Origin of the sequence: Rhodococcus olei, from assembly GCF_039540555.1 — a bacterium.
Classification (GTDB): Bacteria; Actinomycetota; Actinomycetes; order Mycobacteriales; family Mycobacteriaceae; genus Rhodococcus_G; species Rhodococcus_G olei.
Genome location: NZ_BAABFB010000094.1, coordinates 1 through 22,502 on the forward strand (window position 1 = coordinate 1; position 22,502 = coordinate 22,502).

The 22,502-nt window shown below is 64.7% G+C and carries 14 protein-coding genes and 1 pseudogene; 2 read left to right on the forward strand and 13 right to left on the reverse strand.

Annotated features, from left to right (window positions below; all coding sequences use genetic code 11):
- The 5 genes from ABD951_RS28230 to ABD951_RS28250 all read right to left on the reverse strand — a co-directional run.
- Window positions 1-880: endonuclease/exonuclease/phosphatase family protein (locus ABD951_RS28230; protein ID WP_345353535.1), on the reverse strand; the 880-nt coding region annotated here is incomplete at its 3' end.
- Window positions 881-1,002: 122 nt separating this feature from the next.
- A complete protein-coding gene (locus ABD951_RS28235) occupies window positions 1,003-1,482 on the reverse strand; it encodes a hypothetical protein (RefSeq protein WP_345353537.1) in 480 nt (159 codons plus the stop codon).
- Window positions 1,483-1,893: 411 nt separating this feature from the next.
- Entirely contained in the window at window positions 1,894-4,023 is a 2,130-nt protein-coding gene (locus ABD951_RS28240; protein ID WP_345353539.1) for an Ig-like domain-containing protein, read from the reverse strand.
- 701 nt (window positions 4,024-4,724) lie between these two features.
- On the reverse strand, window positions 4,725-5,273 hold the full coding sequence (locus ABD951_RS28245) for a cupin domain-containing protein (protein ID WP_345353541.1): 549 nt from the start codon (window positions 5,271-5,273) through the stop codon (window positions 4,725-4,727).
- Between the two features lie 530 nt (window positions 5,274-5,803).
- Window positions 5,804-8,878 (reverse strand): patatin-like protein, encoded by a 3,075-nt coding sequence (locus tag ABD951_RS28250; RefSeq protein WP_425569983.1) that lies wholly within the window; start codon window positions 8,876-8,878, stop codon window positions 5,804-5,806.
- Between ABD951_RS28250 and ABD951_RS28790 the strand changes: the two genes are divergently transcribed.
- Window positions 8,787-8,993, forward strand: a complete 207-nt coding sequence (locus tag ABD951_RS28790) for a DUF6570 domain-containing protein (RefSeq protein WP_425569984.1) — start codon at window positions 8,787-8,789, stop codon at window positions 8,991-8,993. The two genes, ABD951_RS28250 and ABD951_RS28790, sit on opposite strands and share 92 nt — an antisense overlap.
- 304 nt (window positions 8,994-9,297) lie before the next feature.
- Here ABD951_RS28790 and ABD951_RS28255 read toward each other — a convergent pair whose 3' ends face one another.
- The 6 genes and pseudogenes from ABD951_RS28255 to ABD951_RS28280 form a co-directional block, all read right to left on the reverse strand.
- Window positions 9,298-11,007 (reverse strand): thiamine pyrophosphate-binding protein, encoded by a 1,710-nt coding sequence (locus ABD951_RS28255; RefSeq protein WP_345353545.1) that lies wholly within the window; start codon window positions 11,005-11,007, stop codon window positions 9,298-9,300.
- The gene (locus tag ABD951_RS28260; RefSeq protein WP_345353547.1) at window positions 10,955-12,256 is read right to left on the reverse strand and encodes a patatin-like phospholipase family protein; all 1,302 of its coding nucleotides are present in this window, start codon (window positions 12,254-12,256) and stop codon (window positions 10,955-10,957) included. The genes ABD951_RS28255 and ABD951_RS28260 overlap by 53 nt, the downstream gene beginning before the upstream one ends.
- Window positions 12,256-13,644, reverse strand: coding sequence for a hypothetical protein (locus ABD951_RS28265; protein WP_345353549.1), 1,389 nt, complete (start codon window positions 13,642-13,644; stop codon window positions 12,256-12,258). The genes ABD951_RS28260 and ABD951_RS28265 overlap by 1 nt, the downstream gene beginning before the upstream one ends.
- Window positions 13,641-16,517, reverse strand: coding sequence for a peroxidase family protein (locus ABD951_RS28270; RefSeq protein WP_345353551.1), 2,877 nt, complete (start codon window positions 16,515-16,517; stop codon window positions 13,641-13,643). The genes ABD951_RS28265 and ABD951_RS28270 overlap by 4 nt, the downstream gene beginning before the upstream one ends.
- A complete protein-coding gene (locus ABD951_RS28275; protein ID WP_345353553.1) occupies window positions 16,514-18,223 on the reverse strand; it encodes a thiamine pyrophosphate-binding protein in 1,710 nt (569 codons plus the stop codon). The genes ABD951_RS28270 and ABD951_RS28275 overlap by 4 nt, the downstream gene beginning before the upstream one ends.
- 428 nt (window positions 18,224-18,651) lie before the next feature.
- A pseudogene (locus ABD951_RS28280) lies at window positions 18,652-19,162 on the reverse strand (transposase); the annotation flags it as partial.
- A gap of 285 nt (window positions 19,163-19,447) precedes the next feature.
- Here ABD951_RS28280 and ABD951_RS28285 point away from each other — a divergent pair.
- Window positions 19,448-19,585 (forward strand): hypothetical protein, encoded by a 138-nt coding sequence (locus ABD951_RS28285; protein WP_345353555.1) that lies wholly within the window; start codon window positions 19,448-19,450, stop codon window positions 19,583-19,585.
- Window positions 19,586-19,641: 56 nt separating this feature from the next.
- Here the strand turns inward: ABD951_RS28285 and ABD951_RS28290 are convergent, their stop codons facing one another.
- Both ABD951_RS28290 and ABD951_RS28295 read right to left on the reverse strand, forming a co-directional pair.
- Entirely contained in the window at window positions 19,642-21,315 is a 1,674-nt protein-coding gene (locus tag ABD951_RS28290; RefSeq protein WP_345353557.1) for a M4 family metallopeptidase, read from the reverse strand.
- A gap of 9 nt (window positions 21,316-21,324) precedes the next feature.
- The gene (locus ABD951_RS28295; RefSeq protein WP_345353559.1) at window positions 21,325-21,768 is read right to left on the reverse strand and encodes a phosphoglycerate mutase family protein; all 444 of its coding nucleotides are present in this window, start codon (window positions 21,766-21,768) and stop codon (window positions 21,325-21,327) included.
- Window positions 21,769-22,502 lie beyond the last annotated feature (734 nt).

A 22,502-nucleotide genomic window follows, 5' to 3' on the forward strand; every position in this document is an offset into this window, starting at 1 on the left:
CGAGCAGCGGTTGCAGCGGCGCACTGTCGGGGGTGTCGTTGAAGTCGCCGAGGACGGCGATGTGGTCGATGTTGTTCTCGCGCAACCGCCGGTAGATTTCGGCGACGCGGGTGGCCTGGCGGCGGCGGCGTTTGTCGTTGTCGGCTTGGGCGCCGAATCCCTTGCTCTTGAAGTGGTTGACCAGCACCACGAGCGGCTTCCCGGCGAGGCCGCTGCCTTCGGGGAAGACGAAGCCGTATTCGGGGCAGTCCCGGCTGAAGACGGGATTACCGTCCTGATCGTCGTCGACGTGCGAGCGGATGCTCTGGAGCGGGTAGTCGTCGGTGGACAGGACGCCGACGTCGATGCCGCGGGTGTCGTTGCCGTCGATCAGCATGACGTGCCGGTAGGAGGGGGTTCCCTGCGTGTCGCGGATCAGGCTGTCGCTGAAGCGGTGCAGCGTGGCGCGGTCCTCGGCCTCGACGACTCCGACGATGTCGGCGGCGACCTCGGTGAACACTCTCGCCGTGTTCTCGATGGCCACGGCGTCGATGCGGTCGGTGGTCAGATCGACCCAGCCGACCCAGTCGGAGCGTCCGTCCGCGGCGACCGTGACGTCACCGCCGCGGGGACGGTCGAGCAGTTTTCCACGGATTCGCCGCAGCAGGGCGAAGCCCGTGTCGGGGTTTCCGTCGTTGCGGAGCAGGTCCAGGACCTTCAGGTGCTCGATGATGTCGGCCTTGTCCGCGGTGCTGTACACCTCGTGCTCGAACAGGGCGTTGACCTTCGCGTGCGCGTCGAGGATCTCCGTCGCCGCGGGCGCGCCGGCCTTCATGGCGCGGGGCCGCGAGAAGAGGTTCTCGACGTTGTAGGAGGCGATCCGGAGACGATCGGTCGGCATGACATTGCTCCTGTCGAGACGAGCCGTGACCTACGGAGACTGGACAAGATGAGTGCGCGCGGTGATCCAGTGCTGTTACAGCCGCGGGGTCCCGTTGTCCACGACCGCGACCCCCCGTTCGCTCACCGCCGGTCGAGGACCGCTGCTTCGGTGAGACGGTCGGCGCCGTCGAGGAACGCGGCGGCGAGTTCGCCCTTCGCCAGGCGGGAACCGACGGAGGCGAAGACGATGGCCCCTACCACTCGGCCGGTCTGGACCACCCACGGTTCCGGCAGCGGTCCGTCCTCGATGTCCTCGTTCGGTCGTGGCCCGGGCCATGGCCAGGGCCACCGACGTGGCCACGGCGTCGCGCACCAGTCGTCCACGAGCTCGCCGAGCATGCTGGACGACTGACCGCGCATCTCCGATTCGACCGCGATGCGCGCAACGTCGTGGGCCATCTCGGCCGCGCCGATCAGATAGCGGTCCGACGGGGGGAGGGGCTGGGGATTGAGCGACGCACGATCCGACCGCTCACGAATGCCGGGTCCGTGCGGGACGATGGCGTCCCAGACCTGCGGATGGATTCTGGCGATGATGGACAGCAGCGAGCTGGTCTGCATCGCTCCTCCTGGAGTCGTTGTGGCTCAGAGAATATCAACGGAACATGGTCGTGCAGGTGATCTTGACCGAAACGCATGCCGGGGCCCGGAACGGCCGCACCGGTGACGCGGCCCGGGTGGCGGATGAAGGATCTCGAAACCCGTGTTGTCGACGCGACCCCGAACGCGTTCGACCCAAGCCGGGTTGAGTTGGCGCCGTCGCAGGGTCGCGTCATCCACATCAACGGGGCCTCCCGCATCGTGATCGAGAAGACGCCTCCGCAGACCGAACCCCTCGAACGGCAGAGCGAATCGCCCGAGCCGACCAAGCCGGTGCAACGCTGGCGAAAACCCGTGCCGGGCCGGAAAGCGAAGGCCGGCGTTGACAGTCCCTCGAAGGTCAGATCTGAATCTGAATCAACGACGGGTGGATCAGGGGTGAATGAAGGAGGTGGTCTCCGGAAGCGGCGGCGGGATGGGTACCTCGAAGAGCGTGTCGGGGCCGTCGGGATCGATGATCGTTTGACCGTCCGAGGCGAGGAAGTCCGCGATCTGCTGTTGGGCCGCGCGGGCGATGGAGCCCTGGGCTCCGCCCGGCAACCCGCCGGTGGTCGAGCCGAGGGTCTGGTTCAGGAAGTCGTGGGGGTCCTTCGGCAGCGCTGGATTGCGCGCGACGGCGAGGTCGTTGCGATAGAAGGTCGTGGTGGCCGCGAAGTTTCCGGCCCTGACCACCGCCGTGGACAGGGGGTTGGGCGCTTGCTGATCGCCTTTGGCGACCTGGAGCACGATCGGCTTGTCGTGCAGGCGCGTGGCATAGGCCAGCGCACCCCCGGATTGCTGCACCCATTCGGTGTTGTCGAAGACCTCCTGGATCGCCATGGCCCCGGCGATCGTGTTGGTGACAGGCGGCTGGTCGCGCAGCGGCAGGTTCTCGTTGAAGTAGTTCGCTGGTGAGCCGGTCACGGTGACGCCGTCGATGCTCGCTATCCCCGGCGAGTTGATCAGGGACGGCGTGCGTGCGGCGAGTGCAGCACCGGCGGCGGGTCGGCCTCTGATAGGCGACAGCAATGTGCCGAGGAATGGAAATGTGACGTTGAGGACGGCCGAGCGTACCTTCGGCTCGACGCCGAGGAAGACGGTGCCGTACAGGCCGCCGAAGGACTGCCCGGCGTAGTGGATGCGCGACGCGTCGATGTCGGCGAGGCTGTCGATCACGCGGACGAGTTGGAGGAGGTCGACGGCGGTCTGGCGGACCCGGTCCCGGTCACGTATCGGGAAGAAGGCGGCGCTGGCGCCCTCGCCGGGGGTGAAGTTGCCGTCGCCGTTCGTATCCTTACCGCGTCCGCCGGACGCGATTGTGGTGGCGCTGCCGTCGTTGCGGGTCACGGTCAGCTCGCTCAGTGGGCCGCCACCGTTCCCGGGACCGTTGATGGCGATGGTCGCGATGCCCTTCGCGGCGAGGGTTGCCGCGATCGTGATCGGTGTCGAGTTCTGTTTGTGGCCGACCGCGCCATGGGAGGCGATGGCGACGGGCCATCCGCTCGGCGGCTTGGTTCCCGACGGCAGGTACAGGTCGAATGTGATCTCGTTTTGCCCGAGCGCTTGGGGTGCGCCCGACTTCGTTTGCGTCGGCGGGATCACGTTCGCGCCGTTGCGGTAGTCGGGTGAGACGTATTTGCCGAATGCGATGGTCCCGATCGCCCCGGGCGTGCTCCCGAGTAGGTTCATCAACGAGACGGGCTGAGCGAAAGTCGGCGCCGCCCCTGTTTGGAGTTTGAAGGTGATATCCGTTACGGAGTCGAGGGGGAAGGTCGTCACGTCGGCAGCGGCGGGCGCGGGTGCCGCGTTGACCTGATCGCGGATTTTCTCGAGTTCCGTCGTGACCGAGCGGGTGGTGAAGACGCTGGCGACGACGATTTCCTTCGGCTTCGAGCCCGCATTCTCGAAGGCATGCACCGCGTCGAGGAGCTCCTTGCGGTATTCCTTGAGTCGTTGGTCACCGGTCTGCCCGAGGTTCAGGTCGTGGCGGAAGCGCTCGAACGACTCGGAGCGGACGGGGTTTCCGTTCCGGTCTCGGACGCCTGTCGTCACGAACAGGGCATACCGGGTGTATTGGTCAAGCGCGTCGTTGGCTGTGACGTGCAGTGTGGTTGTCGCGGTGTCCCATTCGATTTGGTTGATCCCGACGACGGTGTTTCCGGGGCCTTGGCTGGGGAGGGTGCTCCCGAGCTTCAGCAGGAACACCGTTTCGTTGTTCACCGTCGAGAAGTCGATCTCGCCGTCGAAGGGAATCGAGATCCGCGGGGTGATGTTGAATCCGTCGAGGGTGTTGATCACGTCGATGTCGGTGCAATCCGAGGGGCGCACAGCGCAATCGGGCTTCGGCAGGTCGACTCTGAGCCCGGTGTTCTGTTCGGGATCGGCGACTGTGAACCGGTTGGACGGGAATGGACTTTCCCTTTTGTCGCGGTCTGTGAGATTGAAGATCGCTTGCACCGGCGGCGTGGCCGCACCCGCCGGCCGGGAGTTTGTGATTGGCAGCACCCTGAGGACCAACGCCATCGCTGTGGCCGCCCATAGATTCCCGCGGATGAGGCGGCCGCCGTTGCGAGACGTCCCGATCCGCCCCGCCAGTCGCCCATGTCGCGACCGCTGGGGCCGGATATTCGCATGCTGGCAGTGCGTGCAGGGCGAACTCTTACCGTCGACGGTGGTCGTGTGTAGTGCATCTCCACCCACCGCAGCGATGGGAGCATCGTCATCGCCCAGGGCGGTCGACGATTCACGCGAGGAGACCGGTGAGATGACCCGAGCAACGTGCATCGATCCTCCACAGGCTCTGGCTCCTGGACGACTAGACAACCACGTCCACCACGCAGGACCGGGGATGCGATGCCGCGTGTCGGGTATCGAAGACACGATTCGAAGCAGCAGGCAATCTCCGTCCACAACACGAAACCGGGATTTCCGACCCTCGTCATGTACGTGATGGACGGCCGATCGCGACCAGGCACTCTGTCAGCGCGGCGGGTTAGCTCGAGTTTCGTGGCTGTGTCGAGAGGCTGGCTCGGCGATCACTGCGAACCTTGGCGTGAACCCGTCGTTGACTATCACGGCGCAGGCCGACCGCCGCAGTGTCGTTATTGCCACATCGCGGCGGGCGGATATTCGGCCATGCTCAGATCGGCTTACCGGCGGCCGGCGGCTGGGATGGTGCATCCTGAAAAATTGAGTGCTGTTTCGGGGCGCTGGTTCAGGTCAGATCACCACGGTCGAGCGAGTTCCGGCGGCCAGTAGCTTTCGAGCCGCCTGCGCCGTCCAGCGAACCTGGCGACCACACCGAGGACCTTCATCGCGGCGATCCACACGGGGCGAGGTAGCCCCTCGATTTGGAACTGTCCACCTTCGCTCAGCAGGGCGAGCGAAAGGAAGTCCCTCGGACGGCCGTCCGGGCGGAGACCACCGTCTCTGGCGAGCCCGAAGATGCCACGTAGGCCGCGTTCGGCGAAGGCGCCCGGGATGAACGTCACTGTCGCCACAGCGTCGGCGTCGGACGTGTTCGCCGGATGGTGAAACTCCTGGTGAACCGTGAACTCCTCGCCTTCGGTGAGTCGATGCAGGATGCCGTCCGCAACGAGATCGAGAACGCCGCTCTTCACCTTGAAGTGTTCGGTCCCCGGATGGCGATGACTTATCACAGGAAGTCCGCCACGTGGCATGTGCAGATCCAAAACCAATCGCTCGGGAGTGCGCTCCAGAAACGTGATTGTCTCGCCAGTCACCGGGTTGTGGATCGTGTCCCAGTTGGTCATGGCCAAATCGTATGTCCTCAGCTGGTGCTTAATGACTGTTTCAGAATTGAGTTCGGCGTGGCAGATGGCGTAGCTCGGGGGTTTTGGGCACCCGACGACGGGAAGACCGCCCAACCGCAACGGCCGTGAAGCGTTCCGCCTACCGCCTACCGCAACAGCTGAGAGTTTTCCCGGTGTTTTTCCGAGATGGGTCGGGCGGACTGCCGCCGGAGTCGAGAGTTTCGGCGTTGTGTGAGGGCGTCGATGGCGCAGCCGACCGCCGGGAGCCGTCCTGGTGGGAAGTGCTGCCCCCGATCGCCCTCGCCGCCGCCCTAGCGGGACGATGCCGGCCAGCCGGGGCGTGACCCGAGGCGGTGTGCCAGCATGTGTGGAGCGGCCGGCAGGGTGTGCAGCGGGCGCGTTCGTCGATCAAGGCCTCGGCCGGGACGCGGGCGCTTTCCCGGTGTCGTCGGCCGGCGGTTTGCATCGCCAGTGTTCTGGTCCCGCTCATCCATCAGTCGGGCATCGCGCGGACGGTCGAGCGGACGCATTCATCCGCGGTTCCGTGGCTTTCGGCCTGGCTTGGCGGCTGCGATCACGGCGACGCCCAGGGAGATCGCTCCTACGACGATCAGGGGGCGCCACCACTGTGCTCCCAGCCAGTAGGCGTGAGTGCCTACCAGGCCGGGATCCTCCTCTGTTCCGAACAGCCATTCGCGTACGACCGGCGTCGCCAGGGCAAGCACCGCGCCGACGAGGGTCAGCGACAGGAGCGCGAAAAGCAGCCTGCTCGAGAACTGCCAGGTTCCCAGGACGATGAGATAACCACCAGTCCCCGCGATGATCAGCCCCGCGACTCCGAACGGTGTTGCAGATTGAATCGCGGCTGCAGCGCCCAGAAAGAGTAGAACGGCGCCGGCGATGATGATCGATCTGGCAATGCCCCTGGTCAACGACACCACTTGATATCCACCGAGCGTCAGCGTTCGCAGGGTACTCAGCGGTGGCTTGACGACACCAGGCAGCTGTCGGACGGAGCCAGCCGCTCCGGATGCAGTCGCAGCGGCCTTCGCGATGGTATGCGCCATCAGCGGTGAGCCCTTGTCGCTGTCGAACGTCTCGCTCGCGACCGGATCCTCGTTCAAGAGGGCGTACTTGGCGTGCCCTGGGCTCGCGGCCAACACCTTCTTGGCCCAGGTTCGGGAACTCGCCGGGCTCCAGTCCGGCTTCTGCCCCGGCTGCGGGTCGATGACCGAGTTGGCGAGCCCGTCCAATTCCTCGTCGAGGACTCGTTGCTGCCACGCTTGCGCCAGCCACAGCGACGTCCTCGGAATGCTGGACGGTGTCGCCTTCGATGGGTCGTCGAGGAAGCCAAGCTCGTCGAGCAACATGTCCTCGGTCAGATACTGGTCCGACCCGCCGTCAGAAGCCGACAGGGGGTAGCCCGAACTCGGAAAGTCGGGTGCCCCCAGTGCTTTGAGTTTGCGGAGGAACCACTGCGCTCCGCTCTCGGGACCGTTGGCGCCGTCCTCGCGTTCGTCAGCACGAGCCTGGACGGTCCACCGCACACGTCGCGGGTCCAGCAGCACGTGGACGAGCCATCCTGCTCCGTCGAGTCGGCCCCACATCCAGTCATTCGCTCGCCATGACCGCTTGTAGAAGGCACCGAAATGGTGGAACTGCATGCCGGTGAGCTTCTTCTGGGCGGTCTGCCAGTCGGGGGCGAGCAGGCTGCGCGTATCGGCGCTCACTTGCACGAGATCGAGGGACTGCTCGATGTCTGCGTCGGCCGGAAGCATCGCCCGCTGTGTCGTGGCCAGGTCGAACAACTTCGTCGCCACGGTTTGCGCGTTGTCCCCGGGCTCCAGGTAGGCGAGATACGTGTTCAGCCGACTGGCTGCAACATGATCCTGCGCGGGCAGGGAACCTGTCCGGGCGCCGGAGGCGGAAGAAGCGTTGGCGGCAAGTTGCTTCAGGGTCGCGTAGCTGTCCACAAAGACCCCGCCAAGCCTGTCCCAGGCTTGGCCTTCCACCGTGGACTGCTGCAGATAGTTCTGAGCGAGCCGGTCGGCGGCGTTCTCGAGTGACCCTTGTCGAACCGCCGGGATGGCGCACACCGTGCGAACGAGCTCACGGAGATCGGACGGTTCGGGCGGTCCGCAGGCCCCGTGGATGCCTTCGGTGAGTTCCGTCAAGGCGGTGACGTCGGATTCGGACTTTGCGAGCTGGTAGGCCGCCCGGGCGACGGCGAGCGCACATGCTTTTGCGAGTTCGTACGCCGCTCGGTCATACCGAGCCAGGTCGGCTGACCGCTCGGGGAGCGACTGACCTTGCGGCTGCGACCAATGACTCAGGATCGACTCTGTGATCTGTCGACGGCACACCTTCTCGGCGTCGCCACCGATGCGGAGGTCCTCCTCCCAGTTCTTTGGAATGCTTTCGGTTGAAGTGCTCGACGCCGGTGGCCAGGTGCCGAGCTGGCGTAGTAGAGCACTGGTGAGGGCTCGAGCCTGCTTGGTTGCCTCGCGCGTCCCGTAGTCCGCCAGTAGGGACGGGGTGAGAAGCCGCGATCCTTCTGGCAGCGTTGCCGCGAGCGCTGCGAGGTGCACCCTGGTATCCGTTCGTGCTTCCATGCGGGCCTGATGGGCTCGGATCGCTCGCAGGTCCGCCGCGATCGACTGCGTCGTGATCGCAGCCAGGTCCTTGAGGAGCCCGTCGACAAGCCCGAGTGGCTCGTTGACGTTGTCCCGTGGAGCCTCTGTCACCAGGTCGGGCGCTGGTCCGGAGGACGGTACGACGAAGAGGAGTACCCGGCGAACCCGCCGTCGGGCGCGGCGGTTGAACATGCGCGCGATCAGCACATCGATGGGCCGGTTATCAAGCAGGCCGCCATCGGTGACCCAGTGCGGGCGTGTGATGTTGGTGAAGGGCGCCATCGCTGGTCGAGCTGGCACGCCCCCCTTCTTCGCGGTTCCGTCCGTGAAGGGAAGGAAGGAGGGCTCGAACGCGGCGGGGAACGAAGCGGAGCTGCGAGCGGCCAATGCCAACGCCGGGACCGTGCCCGCCATCGCGAGCTCGGTCTCGGTGAAGGTGAACAGACCGAGCCGGTCGACGTCCTGGACGAGCGTGCCGAACGAGTCGGTGAACCTGCTTGCCTCGCCGTTGAGGAGGGTCGTCGTGATGTAGAGGGTGGTGGTAGGGGTGCGAGCACCCCCCGGGAACGCCGCAGGCGGGAACGGCCCGGTCTCGAGCTCGGGAAGCTGCTTTGCCAGTTCGGCGAACATGCGCTCGTCGCCGTACAAGAGGGATGGCGTGCTCTTGTCTCTGGGGTCTCTGAGGAGGTTGGTCAAAGCCCCGAGGTCGAGCCACAGGTCACGGAGCCCGCCGAGGTCGGACCCCGTGACTCGCGACGACGCAAGCAAAGCCGCGTTGATGCCACCCGCACTTGTCCCGGACAAGATGTCGACATCGACGACCATGTCGAGCAGGTCGATGAGTTCCGCGTAGAGCTCGAGGGAAGCAGCCGACTCCTTGGTGAGTTGGCTGTGGGTCGGGAAGGTTCCCCCCACCCTGCGCCACTGTGACGCCTGCGAGAGCAGGTTGATCTCGCGCGCGACACCGGCCATCCAGATCGCGAGGCTGACACCGCCCGTCATGGTCGCGGCGAGTCGGAGTTCCTGCGTCAACTCCGTCACTGGTGACGGTCTCTCGAAGGCCATGGCACACCCCTCGATGCAATGAGGTCCGCCGAGTGCAGCGGGGACCCTCGCCTGACATTGCCACGATCGCGGCAACCGCATGGTGGAACAACGCGTTGTGGTCACACGCTGGGCAGCGCTCACGCCGTCGCATCGGTAAGTCGTGTCGCGGCCGGCCATACCCAGCGCTCGGCAGGTGAGTTACTGCAACGAACGTGGTACTCGTTCCATATCCCTCCCCTCGGGTGCCGTACTCGCCGGCCCACAGGCCGAGAACCTCGCCTGTGCTGTCCTCCGCCTTCGCATGGTCACGCCGCCGCGCCTCGCCGATCGCCGGAACCGCTAGCTCAGTCGCCTCGGAGCCGTTCCTCGATTTTCTCGAATACGCCTGCGATAGCGCCGTCGGGTGAAGTGCTGTAGTGGGGGAGTGCCCAGCGACTAATCTTGGCGTCGATCACTGTCGGTCGGCCAGAACTGATAGCTGCTGCAAACGCGTGTTCGAAGTCTTCGAGCGAGTCGACGGAGTATCCGTCGGCGCCGCACGCCTTCGCATATGTGGCGAAGTCCGGGTTCTGGAATTCGACCAACGCGGACTCTTGGTACTCCGCAAGCTGATAGATCTTGACCAGCTTGTATTCGTTGTCGTTGAAGATAACCCAAATGATTGGGACATGGTTCTGCATCGCGGTCATCAGCTCGAAGCCTGCCATCGAGTAGCAGCCGTCCCCGCAGCCGACCACGACGGTCCGTTCGGGCTGAGCCAATTTGACCCCGATCGCACCGTTGGTGTGCGCTGCCATCGGACCGAATTGGCCACATTTCCTGAAGTTCTGCCCTGCCTCCAGACCGACGTAATAGCCCATCCACGCAAGGTGCGTGCCGGCGTCGGCCAGCAACACTGCGTTCGGGGGCAGATGCCGTCCGATCGCTTGGGCCAGCTTCCCCGGGTGTATCGCTCCAATTCGTGGGAGCAGCTTGCGGGACTCGTAGTCCTGACTGTTGACGTGTATGGGCGCGACGGCGCCGACCTTGGCTTCCAAGGCTTCCATGATGGCCTCTATGGCTAGTCGGGCGTCGGATACGAGCGCGTGCCGTGCGGGATACAGTTTGCCGATCTCGCTTGCGGAGATGTTGATCTGGATCAGCGTCTTGTTGTTGAACAGGTCTGCGCGCAATCCGAACGTCGCATGTTGGCTGAGGGAGTTGCCGACCGCGAGGACTACGTCGGCATCTCGGAACGCTTTCAACGCGCTGGAATGACCGCTTTCGTGGAACACGCCGGCGCACAGCGGATGCGATTCGGCGACCACGCCTTTGCCGTCGAGCGTCGTGATTAGCGGCAGCTGGAATCGTTCGATAAAGCGCAGCATCACATCCTGGGCGCAGCTGCGGATCGCGCCATATCCTGCGAGTACCACAGCACGGCGGCCGCTGTTCAGTGCGTCGGCGAGTACCTGAGCGATCGCCTTGACCTCATCGGAGTCGGGTTCCGCAGGGCGCACTTTGAGCGTGATGTCGCGATAGTTGGACATCCTGACACCGCGGTCGGTCAGGTTCTGGGGTACGTGGATGTGCACGGGTCCCGGTCGGCCCTCGTACGCGAGGTTGACGGCTTCCTCAAGGATGTCGCAGGTTTCGTCGATGTTCTCGATCAGAAACGACCTTTTCGTTGTGGCGGCGAACATTGCCTGCGAGTCGGGCGTGCCGTTGAGACCGGATGTGTCGTTGACGGCTCCCCGGCCCGCCCATTCCAGCCGGACGAAGCCCGTAATCGCCAAAACCGGGTAGGAGTCCGACATCGCGACGCCGAGGCCGGTGAGGAGATTGAATGCCCCGGGCCCGACGGTCGCATAGCAGACACCGAGTTTGTTGGTGAACATCGCGTAGCCGCAGGCCATGTAGGCGGCTGCTTGTTCGTGGCGGGTCGCAATAGGGCGGATGCTGGAATGCTTCAGTGCGACCGCCATGCTGGCGATGTTTTCCCCGTTACCCCCGAATGCTGTTTCAACTCCTATACTTTCGAGCCCCTTGGCGATGGTTTGGTAGATCTGCAACATTGCTCCTCTCCCGGGTGGGAAGCGGTTGTCGGGGACCGATCCGCCATGGCACCTGATCCGGTTGCGATCCGGCGAACGCATCCTCGGCGTCATGTCGGCCGAGTTCGATTGATGCCTCGATGAACTCCTTATCGAAATAGAGGTAACTGAAGAGGTCGCCGCGGCGTGGGCCGTCGCCGCCAAGCGCGCGGCCCAGTATTCGTAACTCTGCCTGGCGGAGCATTCGCATGAGGCCTTGGTCGCGGAGGCGCTGATTCTCGAAGATTTCGTCGGCAAGATGGCCCAGGCTTGGACGTTCTGGCGGGCCGATGGGAAGGAACGGGATCACCTTGCGTGGTCGGCCGGTTGGGCTCTCAACTTCTGTTGAGTCGACGAGCGCGTTGATTTTGGCAAGCGTGCGCAGGTCCTCGATCATCCGGTCGACCAGTGCGGCGTCTATGAGCCGGACCACGACGTCATCCACGTCGGGTGGCGATCCGCTGGGTGGGGCCGATGTGCCAGGGTCGGCTTCGGGGTGGGTTGCCACGAGTGCGATCGCGTCGGCGCCCAGCGCGAGCGCTGGCTTGAGTGGTGCGTTGAGCCGGATTCCGCCGTCAAGATACCAACCTTCGCACGTTTCGGGTTTGCTGACGTAAACGGGTGGAAACACGATCGGAATGGCCGACGATGCGAGCACGTGCTCGGGCATGATCTGGGCGGCCACGTAATGGATAGGTCGTTCGTCGTCGGGTGGCGGCACTGGCGTTGTGCCGGCGCGGTCTACAAACACAACGGTGCGGTCGTCGGCGCCGGACGTCGCGACCACCGCCAGCGAGCAACGCCCGTTGGTGGTATTCGTACGCAGCTGGCCCCAGTCGATGGCGCGTTGAACCGTTCGTCGTAGGGGATCGGTGTCGAGCAGGTTCGTGAGCCGCACGCCCGGAACTTGCAGTAATTGGCCGGCGAAACGCCCGGCGATGCCGGGAAAGCCGGTGATCGGTGACCGGAACACGTCGGAGACGGTGATATTGCGCCAGATCTGGAGCGCCTGCTGCGCCTGCTCGTCTGGTGGCAGGTGCGACAGGGCGGCGAAGATCGTCGCGTTGATGGCGCCAGCGCTCGTGCCCACAAACGTGAGGGTTTCGACGCCCGCGTTGTACAGGCGGGGGACCAGGACGGACAGCACGCCGGCCTCATAGCCGCCGCGGGCCCCCGCACCCGCGACGACGACCGCGACCTGGGTGGGAGGGGACTGAGACAACTCTTGCATTAGTGAACTCCGTGCCAGGTGTCGTCATGGTCGCGGTGCGCGTCGGTTAGCCCGTTTCGGAAGTACTGCTCGTAATAGCGTTCCTCGACGTGGTGAGCCTGCAACCAGATTCCGGGGACGTGGATCGCTTCGACGTGTGCGGGGAAGCGGCCGTGGGTGTTGTAGATGTAATTGCAGATGTCGCGTGTGCACTCGATCACGTCGTCGGCGTATTTACTGGCCTCCGCCAGATATCGCTCGCCGAACTGGCCCTTGTAGATGCGGGCGAACAGTGCTTCATCGGAGTAGATGCCGTTGGGCCCGAACTTTTCGGCGACGACCGCGTTGACCGCGTCGGACATGGTCGGGAAGTTCGGTGGGCAACTGGCCTTGATGAGGTGCTCGCCCATTCGGCGGAGCCCGATCGGGTTTGCACGCAGGTCCGCGTACCTCGGCAGGGGAACGTGCCACCGGATGATGTCCGTTGGTTTCCAGGGCGGAGTGACCCAGTCAAAGCCCAGCATGCTGCCGTAGCGTTTCGTGAACTTGGGGTCGCCAAGTAGTACCGGCGGGCCGATCGAGGCGTGGATCCAGGCGCCGAGGCCCATCGAATCGGCGGTGAGCATGAGGTTCTGGATGAGCAGGTCGGCCTCGATCTGGGTGCGCATACCCCAGAGTGTTCCGAGTGGAAGCTTGAGGTCCTTGTTGAGGAAACCCTGTTTGACCCATTTCTTGACGCCGGCCATCCGGTAGAAGTTGCGGTCGTCGACAAGAGTCGGGCGTGCACCTTCCGGTTGGGTGAGCAGGTACATCATTCCGTTGATGTACTGACGCGAGAGGTCGACAACCGGAACGAGGATCGTGGTGCCAGGGAGATTCGACAGGAACCGATTTGAGTCTAGGTAGGCGGGGAAATCGCGGTCTCCTGCGGGGACGTCAATCCGATGGTCCAGGAGCTGAACCTTGGCCATCCGTGCGCGAGCCACCAATGCATCTGGATCAAGCACGGATTGGCCGTCCTCGCCCGGGGGGAGCTTGCGAAGGAAGTAGGTACCGCTGTCGTTGATGAGGAAGAAGTGTGTACCCTGCGCGTTGTCGGGGCTGCCCGCTGACCTACCGACCATGTTGAGGTTGGGTTTGGACATGATCGGCTCATGATTGCGCGGGTCGTTGAAGGGCCGGTCGGGCATCGTCAGGCCGGTGCAACCGGTGATGGCGATGAGGATCGCCTCTTCGAGTTCGCTGAGCGGTGCCCGCGGCGATGATGACGTATAGCTCATCGATCCAGCCTCGACCGAACTGCCGCGGCTGACGCGGTGGGTTCGCCGCTGCATGATCGCTGCCAGTAATTGCCGTTGGGCCAGCGAGTCCAACCCTGCCCGATTCGTGACGTCCGGTTGCGCGCTCATCGTTCAACCTTCTGAGGTGCCGCCATCCGCCAAGGTGCAAAGGCGCTTTGGCCGCGCGGTAAAAGCGCCGCGAGGTCGGGGCAGTGGCGCAGGATGACACTGGTCATGTTGTTTTGCTGTACCCAGTCCATCCCGAGTGGGGAGTAGATCTCGGGCCGAAAGTCCGCGGTGAGGAACCGGTCGCTTTGGATGCGCCTCGACGCCATCAGGATGAAGATCCGGAATGCGGTGTCGGAGAAGCCGAAGCCCTCGGGAGGTGTTTCGGCGAACAGCCCGATCATGGTGTCGACCTCGTCGATGCTTCGATACACTTCGCGGATCCGTCGCACAACGTCGGGGTCCTCGCTGAGCTGCTCCCAATGCTGAAGGCGAGGTTTGTGCAGACCGGTGCGGAAGTCGTTGTAGCGGGGAACGCCGCGCCGGCGTGTCCGCGCGATGTCGACCACCGCGAGGTCGATGTGTTCACCTTCGCGCACGAAGTTTCGCAGCGAACGCGGGTAGTTGTTCAGGGTGATGGCCCCGGGGTGGGCGATGCCGAGCGAGTACACGGTGTTGTCAAGACCGAGCGATCGCAGCTCGTCGTCTGCGTGTGTCTCCGTGATGTCCGGAAATGTTCGGGTGTAGAGCAACTCGCCCGTCTGATGATTGGCAAACCGGTAGTCGTCGGGAATCAGCGGGTGCAACCGATAGACGGTGACGAAGTCCTCGGTGAGTGAGAATGGCACACCGTGGTGATCTGGTGTGGTGGCCGGGATGCCGACGTTGGCATGCACATCCATGAGCCAGATGCCCAGTTTGGTGAGCCAATCGTTGGACGGCGGCCCGTTCCAATTCGCCTTGAGGCCCAAATCAATTGGCTGGGTGGCCAGGATGGCAGGCGTCCACTCCACGGTGTGGATCTTGGCGATCAGGGCCGAGACGATCAGGCGTGCCGTGTTGAAGACGCGGTCGTCGCTCCACCCCTTGTAGTGGGCCCGCAGCTCGTCGCACACGACATTGTGCTCGCGGGCGAACAGGGTGTGCAGCGTGCTCAAGCCCAACCACCAACTTTCGTTGAAGCCGGTGAGTTCCATGCCCCTCACATCCGTGGGCAGGTATCCATCGTCACTCAGCCGGATCTTCGGGCCCTCCCGCAGCTCCTTGAGCTTGTCGGCGTCGGACCCATACACCTCGGAGCCGTCCCACCAGTGCGATGCAGCGTTGGCGAAGAGCCGCTCAGTGCCGTCGGCATCGACACTCAGAGCTTCGTTGCCGGCGATCCGCATCGTGGTTTCTGGAGCGCCGTCGGGCGTGTTTGACCACGTCATGCCCTGCGGCAAAGGTACTTCGATGTCGCGAACACCGAGCGGATGGCGCGCGTGGTTCACCCAGTCGTGAACCTGAAACTGAATCCATGCCGCCGCGATCAGGTTCAGCGAACGAGCGGGCAAGAAGTGTTCACGCGTGAGTAACTGTTGGCTCACCGTGACCGGATTGGGCACATCGAAAAGGTCCGGACGGTAGTCGGGTTTGAGATTGCGTCCGAACGTTGCGCCTACCGCTCCCATCGCCGGCGCCGACAGATCGTTGTATCGTCCGTTGGCTGTGCGGGCGGCGCGGACGTCCTCCGGAATCGGCGGCGGCACCGGACGTGCCCTCGGCGGCGCCTCGTGCGGCTCGGTGTCGATGAGGTTGCGGGCGCGCAGGACGCCGCGGAACCCATCGAGGTTAAGCACTGCGGTACGGACCGGCAGCCGGTACCACGGGACCCGGCGGTTGACCAGGGAGAATGCCGCGCGTGCTAGCCTGCCGAGCACGACGTTGCGTACCGGGGTTTCGGTCTGCCAGCGGGTTTGCCCACGATAGGCCGCGCTGGCGTCGTAGGCCGCTTTACGTGCCCGGTTGAGGTTGCCCAGAGGGCGGAAGTCGTCGGTGGTGTTCCACGGGTTGAACGCGAGGCTGTCGATCGCGGCCGCGCGGGCCTGGGCGTCGGGCGAGGTGATGTCGGTCTGCCTGATCGTGAGGATTGCGACTGGCTCGGCGGGGGAGTGCCTTTCCTTCCACTCGACTGCTGTGTCTTCGATTGGTGTCGCTTGTTCGTTGACGTAGCGCTGGATGCACAACTCGAAGCGGATATCGCCCTGGTCGAGGCGTCGGGCGGCCTCGGTCGACAGGTAGGACGGGTCGGTCTTGGATGGTTTTGGGCCCTGCGGTGCCCTAGCTGCGGGGCGCAGCAGATAGCGCACGGCCAGCTCCGGTCCCCACGTCAGAGCTCCGCGGCTCCAGTAGGTTTGGGTCGCGACACTCGACACCAGCTGCCTGCGCGCAGTGGTGACGTTGCGCACCATGCGCGCGGTCTCACGGATTCCGAACATTCCAGCCAGGCGCGCGAGCCCGAGGATCCGGGAGACGCTGCCCCCCGCGGTGGCCTTGGCGAACTCGACGAACTGGCGGGCATTACGGGCGTGCGAAACGGGAAAGTTGGTGGCCAGCAAATCGTGTGACGTGCTGTCGTCTACCTGGATCCGTAGGGCGATGCCGCGCAAGTCCGGCGCGAAATCCGGCTCCCCGCTGCCCGCTGCATTCGAGAAGCGCACGATCGTGCGGTAGGCCGCGCCGGGCTGTGCGAAGCCCATCTGTAGGTCTGCCGGCAAGTCGTCGTTGAACCGTAGCTCGGCGTCGTCGACCGCCAGGGTTGCCTTGGCGTGGAATGCGCGCTGGGTCGGGTGTGGTACGCCGTGGCTGCTGACTCGTTTGCGCACCGTCGTCTGGACCTGCATGATGCCGTGGGCGAGTCGTTGAAATTCCTCGTGTTCGGCCTCGGCGCTGCCGGCGGAGTATCGCTCATTCCATTGGGCGGGTCGTCGCTGTGCGCGCTCGGTGTCCTCGATCATCGGTTTCGGAGCCTCTCTTCGATGCTCTCGACGATGCCCTGGACGGCACCATCGGGTGATGGGCTGTAGTGCGGGATCGCCCAGCGGGTGATGTGGGCGTCGATCACGGTGGGGCGGCCCGAGGAAAGGGCCTTGCGGAAGGCGTTCTCGAACTCGTCGATGCTTTCTGCCGTGTAGCCGTCGGCGCCACATGCACGGGCGTGTGCGGCGAAATCCGGGTTCTGGAACTCGACGAGACCGCTCTCGAAGTACGTCGCCAGTTGATAGAGCTTGATCAGCTTGAATTCGGAGTCGTTGAAGATCACCCAGATGACCGGGATGTTGTGCTCGACCGCGGTCATCAGTTCGAACCCGGCGAGCTGGTAGCAGCCGTCGCCGCAGCCGACCACGACGCTCCTGTCCGGGTGGGCGATCTTGAGCCCGATCGCTCCGTTGACGTGCCCGGCCATGGGCCCGAACTCGCCTGCCTTTCGGAAATTCTGGCCCTCCTCGAGCTCTACGTAGTAGCCGAGCCACGCCAGGTGTGCGCCAGCGTCGGCGAGCAGGATCGCCCGGGGCGGCAGATGTTTTCCGATTGATTGTGCGAGTTGTCCGGGATGGATTTTGCCGGTTACGTGGGGGATTCGGCGTGCCTCCCAGTCGCGACCTTGAACCTTTTTCGGGGAAACCTCGCCGACTTTGAGGTCAAGTGCCTTGTGGATCGCGGCGACTGCGGGCCGCGCATCTGAGGCTAGTGCGTAGTCGGCTTTGTATACCTTGTCGATCTCTTTGTCAGAGATGTTGATGTGGATGAGGGTCTTGCCTTCGAACAAGCCCTCGTAGTAGTTGAAGGTTGCGTGTTGGGTGAACGCGTTGCCCACCGCGAGGACCACGTCGGCCTCGCGAAACGCTTTCCAGGCGCTGCTATGGCCGCTGTCGCAGAACAGCCCAACCGATAGCGGGTGGCCTTCGGAGACGATGCCTTTGCCATCCAGGGTGGTGAGGAGAGGGATCTGGAACCGCTCGATCAGTCGTTTGACTTCGGCGTAGGCGCCGCTTCGAATGGCGCCGAAACCGACGAGCATGACGATCTTGCGGTTGTCGTTGATGGCGGCTGCCAGCGCTGCGGCGATGTGCTCGACCCTCGCGGGGTCGGGCTCGATCGGCGCGATGTGGAGTCGGATGTCATGGTAGAGGTCCTCGGACAGGTCGTCGTGCGTCAGATTCTCGGGGACGTGGATGTGGACTGGGCCCGGACGGCCGCTGAAAGCCACGTTGACGGCTTCGTCGAGGACATCGCAGGTGTCATTGATGTCGGTGAGCAGCCACGACTTCTTCGTGGTGGCCTCGAACATTTTGTGCGAGTCCGGCGTGTTGTTCAGCCCCGAGGTCTCATTCAGGGAGCCGCGCCCAGCCCATTCCATTGCCGCGTACCCGGAGATCGCCAGCACCGGGTAGGAGTCCGACATCGCGACGGCGAGCCCGGAGAACAGATTGAACGCGCCTGGTCCTGCGGTGGCGAAGCAGACACCTAGCTTGTTGGTGTACATCGCGTAGCCGCATGCCATGAACGAGGCGGCCTGTTCGTGACGCGTGACGATTCCGCGGATGGTGGGAGAGTGCTTCAAGGCCAGCAGTAGTCCGGCAGCGTTCTCTCCGGCGCCGCCGAATGCGGCCTCGACCTCGATGCTCTCGAGCCCCTTTACAATCGCCTCGTAGACCCTCACCAGACAACCTTTCGGCGCAATGTATGTAGTGAGACGCGCGGGTCGCTGCGCGGGTTGGCTCGGTAGTGCGCGTTGCTTGATCTGGTCCCCAGCACAAGCCGACACCGTCGCACGATTTCCTATGACCTGCTTCACGGTACCGCGGGCTGCATGTCACCAGCAATGGCAAACCGACAACTCGGTCCTTTTGCGTTCCGCGTTCCGCGTACGCGGGGTCCGACCGGTCCCTGTCCACCCAAATCGCCTGGGGTAGTTGGCCTCAATCATTCTCGAGCACCGCGCACGGTCCTGGCCGTTTTCGGATTTTGATTCTGCCGTGGACCCGGTGGCCGGCAACGGGCAATTGCCCGACACGGTCGGGTGGCTGCCGGGTTCCATTGTCCCGGAGGCGGAGTTCCTTTCGTCTCGGACGGTCGGATTCGTTCTGGTCACGTCGGGGCTGGCAGGAGTTGAGGCGGCTGAGTCCGATGGTGATCGCCTCTGCCCAGGGTGCTCGGGCCGCGAGTTTCAGCCGGGTGCGTCGGGCATGGGGGACGATCCTGCCGGCGACCGAAAAGATCCGTAGCAGCAAGCGCTTCGGCTCCCAACGCTCGGCGGGGTGCTCGTGCAGGGCGAGCATCTGGGTCCAGGCGGCGAGTTCGCAGGCGAGCCGCACGACGGGGAGCCAGATCCGAGTTCTGGTCGAACGTGCAACGGAAGAATTGCTCAGCCCGGTGCTTTTCGCCATCCGGATCCTGTCCTTACCATCCGGATCCTGTCCTTACACCGGGCGCGACGCCGGTGCCGCAACTCCAGGTCCGGGGCGGACCACGCCGGGTATTGGTCGAGCGCGGTCAGGCGCAGCCCGTCGTGATTGGTGAACCGCAGCTGGGCGCCGGGATGCGGCTGTTCCTTCTGGGCGATCACCCGGATACCCGTAGGCCAGGTGGACAGATCGAGCGACAGAGCCCCGCGGAGTGGCGGACTTCGGATCGGGTGCGAGATCGCGTAGTGATGAACGAGACATGGTGAATGCCAGATGATTTCGAGTTCTCCTGTCGGCATCCGGATGGTTGTGGTGGCGGCGTGTTCCTTCGCGGCGATCACGGCCCGTAGTTCGTCCATGCTGACGGCGGCCGGCATCGGTTCTCTCAGCGAGATCACCGGTCCCCCCGGGGGGACCGCGGCGGACTCGCCAGCGCCACGTCGACGTCGAGGCCGAATCCGGACAAGCGCGGCGTCTTGATGTTGCGCACGACGCCCGCCCTGTACAGCAGCCACACCGCGAGCAGGATCGCCGCCGGCCACGCGATCGCGGTGACGACGTCCGCGGCCTTGAAGGGTGTCAGTCATGTCGGCGGTGACCCCCTTCCGTTCGGTTGATCGGCTTCTCGTCCCGCGGGCGGGTTGCTGTGAACCATCGTGGGGTGCAACCCTCGCTATGCCGCGATGCCCACGTTGTCGAATGCCGTCGCGACGGCGACCAGTTTGGTGGCTTTCACGTCCCTCGGGTCCGATCGGAACAGCGTTCGGGCGGCGAGTTCGACGCCGCGCCGGCTGTCGGCGAAGCCGGATGTGCGCGATAGGAATTGCGTCAGGGCCAGATAGAACAGGGCGGCGCATTCGCCGGCGGTGAACACGAATCCGCCCCGCGCGTCCTTGGACGTGATCAGGTTGAATGCCGCCTTGTTGTGGATGCCGCTGTTGGTGTGGACCCCGCCGTGGTCCTGGTCGGTTGGCAGGACGACGAAGTCGTTCATGTGTGCGGGTTGGTTGCGTTTGGTGGGGTCGCTCATGTCCCGCAGCGGCAATCCGGTGCTGTTGAGCTCCTCGCCCATCTCCCAGTCCCAGTTCGCGACATCGGGTTCGTGCTGGTTGGCGATAATGATGCCGAAGATGTCCGAGTAGGACTCGTTCAAGGCGCCGGATTCGGACTCGTAGTCGAGCCGGGCGGTCCGGTCGGTCAGCCCGTGGATGATCTCGTGGGCAACGACGTCCTTGGCCACCGCGTACGAACGGAGTTCGTTGTCGACGATCCGCTGGCCGTACACCATCTGCGAACCGATCCACGCGGCGTTGCGCCATTCGCCGTTCGGTGAGGGCTGGCGGATCGATGTGCAGTTGACGCTCGACACGAACGGTTCCCCCATGTTGTCGAGCCCGTTGCGCCGCAGCACGGTCACCAGGAACTCCGCCACCTCCATCGCGTTGGCGTGAGCACTGACGGCGCCCCCGCTCCACTCGGGCGGGTTGTCAACGGGCTGACCGGGCAGTTCCTGGAATCGGGGTTCGAGCTTTCTCATGCCGAAGTCGAAGGTCTGGATGTTGCGGACCTGGTCGTTGAGTCGACGGCTTCCGTTGCCGTCGCGCTGGATCCTGATGTGCCGGATCGCACCCAGCCCGTCGACGGCGTCGGCCTCGTCGGCCGACCAGGTCACCGTCTGGCTCCGCGACAACCGCGCGACGAGCTCACCCGAATGCGCGTCGACAACGTAATCCAGCAGTTCGGGCACCGGCGGCTTCGCCGCCTGAGGCGAACCGTTCGACTCGTGGCGCACGTCCTTCGCTATGTAGACGAGCCGCCACCTTCCCCCCTCGGCGGCCTTGTCGAAGTAGTAGTACAGGCGCGGCGGCTCGGCCAGCGGTAGCGCCGCGTCACCGGCGTCCTCGCGGATCACGGACTGGGCGTCCGCGGGCGAGACGGTGGCGACCGGGTCGACCCCGTCGGGGTCACCCAGTGCGGAGCTGACCGCGAGCAGCGAGTTCTCCTCGTCCAGTTCGATGGTGACCAACGACCCGTACACCGGTATCCGGTGGTGGCACTGGGCGAACTTGACGATCCTGGCGCCGGTGAGCGGCACGGTCTCCGCGCCGATCGTCCGGTATTCGGCACCCACGTCACCCGACTCCGGCGCCGTCAGCGACGGCACCTGCGGGCTTGCGATCATCTGGTTCAGGTACCTCCGAGCGGCCGTCTCCGGGTCGAGCGTTCGTGTCTCGGTGTCGAGTGAGCGCGCGGTGTCGGCGCTCTCGGCGTTGAGGGCGGCGATCGTGGGGCCCTGCACCTCGTCATCGCTGTGCATGGTGAAGTTGTCGAGACCGTTGCCCTGCATGGCCAACTCCTATCGCTCGGATGCGCTGCCGTACTTCAGCGTCACCACCTGCGCGCCGTCGGTGGTGACGCTGACGACGAAGAGATTGTCGAATTCGCGCTCACCGATCTCGGGTGGAGTCGGTGCGGCGCCGAGTTCTGCGATCATCTCGGGAACGGTGTTGCTGTGGCCCACCACCAGAACGACCTCACCGAGAGCACCCGCGCGGACCTGCCGCGCAAACTTCGCCGGCGGCGGAACCTGTCGCGGCTGCACTCGGATGCGGGTGGCCAGCGGCGCCGCTGTCTGCTTCGTGCGAAGGAACGACGACGTGAACACCGCGTCGACCCGTGCGGCCCCGACGGCGTGGGCCAGCGCCTCCGCCCGCTCGATGCCGACGGCGTTCAACTCCGGGTCGGGAGATACGGCGGGCAGGTCGATGTCCGCGTGCCTCGTCAGCAAGACCGTCGTCATGCCGTCCTCGCGGCCCGGTCGATTCGGAGATCCGGTATCTCTCCGGTCACCGGCCTTCGTGCCGTCCGAATGTCCGGATCCGGCGCCGGCAGCGCTGGATCTCGTCGCTCTCGGGCCGAAGTGGGGCCATGCCAGCACGACATCCGGGTTCGGGATGGACCCGGACGTGCTCGAGCTGTCCCACCTTGGTGTATTCGACATATTCGTGGGCGAGAATCCATCATGGCCAGGACTTTCGGGCGTGACGGGAATCGGGGGCGCACCGTGTGACCAAGCGACGATGCCCCCGTGCATCGAACAGTCTTCCATCGGGCCCGCATTCACAGTTCTGCTCCGCTCGAGAGCCGCTGCACGGCACAGCCGGCGCTCGTGGGGCGAGACGTCGCTGCGAAGTTCCACCCATAAGGGTGCGTCACGATGTCGATCCAGACACGAGTATCGGACTACTCGATTTCGGACCCCCAACGCCTGCCCCGACACCCGACTGTTTGGGCTGAATCCGCTCCGGGAGTCGGACAGCCGAACCATCGCCGAAAAGTGGGGATGTTCGGTAAAGACCGACTCCAGCAGACGACCGGCATGTACACGCGACGCTATCCGGCTGCGCCGACCATCAGGCAGGTCAACGGGTGACCGACCTGACCGCCTCTGCCCTGCAACCCCTTCGGTGCGTCGGCGTTGTAGCCGGCGACGAACGGGTGTCGGTGCACTAACGGGCCGGCCTCGCGATCACC

What these genes read in the sequence shown, in the direction of transcription:
- ABD951_RS28270 (WP_345353551.1), bottom strand. Translation starts at nt 16,517, where the DNA reads ATGATCGAGGACACCGAGCGCGCACAGCGACGACCCGCCCAATGGAAT.
- ABD951_RS28265 (WP_345353549.1), bottom strand. Translation starts at nt 13,644, where the DNA reads ATGAGCGCGCAACCGGACGTCACGAATCGGGCAGGGTTGGACTCGCTG.
- ABD951_RS28255 (WP_345353545.1), bottom strand. Translation starts at nt 11,007, where the DNA reads ATGTTGCAGATCTACCAAACCATCGCCAAGGGGCTCGAAAGTATAGGA.
- ABD951_RS28295 (WP_345353559.1), bottom strand. Translation starts at nt 21,768, where the DNA reads ATGACGACGGTCTTGCTGACGAGGCACGCGGACATCGACCTGCCCGCC.
- ABD951_RS28245 (WP_345353541.1), bottom strand. Translation starts at nt 5,273, where the DNA reads ATGACCAACTGGGACACGATCCACAACCCGGTGACTGGCGAGACAATC.
- ABD951_RS28260 (WP_345353547.1), bottom strand. Translation starts at nt 12,256, where the DNA reads ATGCAAGAGTTGTCTCAGTCCCCTCCCACCCAGGTCGCGGTCGTCGTC.
- ABD951_RS28240 (WP_345353539.1), bottom strand. Translation starts at nt 4,023, where the DNA reads ATGGCGTTGGTCCTCAGGGTGCTGCCAATCACAAACTCCCGGCCGGCG.
- ABD951_RS28235 (WP_345353537.1), bottom strand. Translation starts at nt 1,482, where the DNA reads ATGCAGACCAGCTCGCTGCTGTCCATCATCGCCAGAATCCATCCGCAG.
- ABD951_RS28290 (WP_345353557.1), bottom strand. Translation starts at nt 21,315, where the DNA reads ATGCAGGGCAACGGTCTCGACAACTTCACCATGCACAGCGATGACGAG.
- ABD951_RS28250 (WP_425569983.1), bottom strand. Translation starts at nt 8,878, where the DNA reads ATGGCCGGTGTCGCGCGCGAGATCAACCTGCTCTCGCAGGCGTCACAG.
- ABD951_RS28285 (WP_345353555.1), top strand. Translation starts at nt 19,448, where the DNA reads ATGTTGCGCACGACGCCCGCCCTGTACAGCAGCCACACCGCGAGCAGG.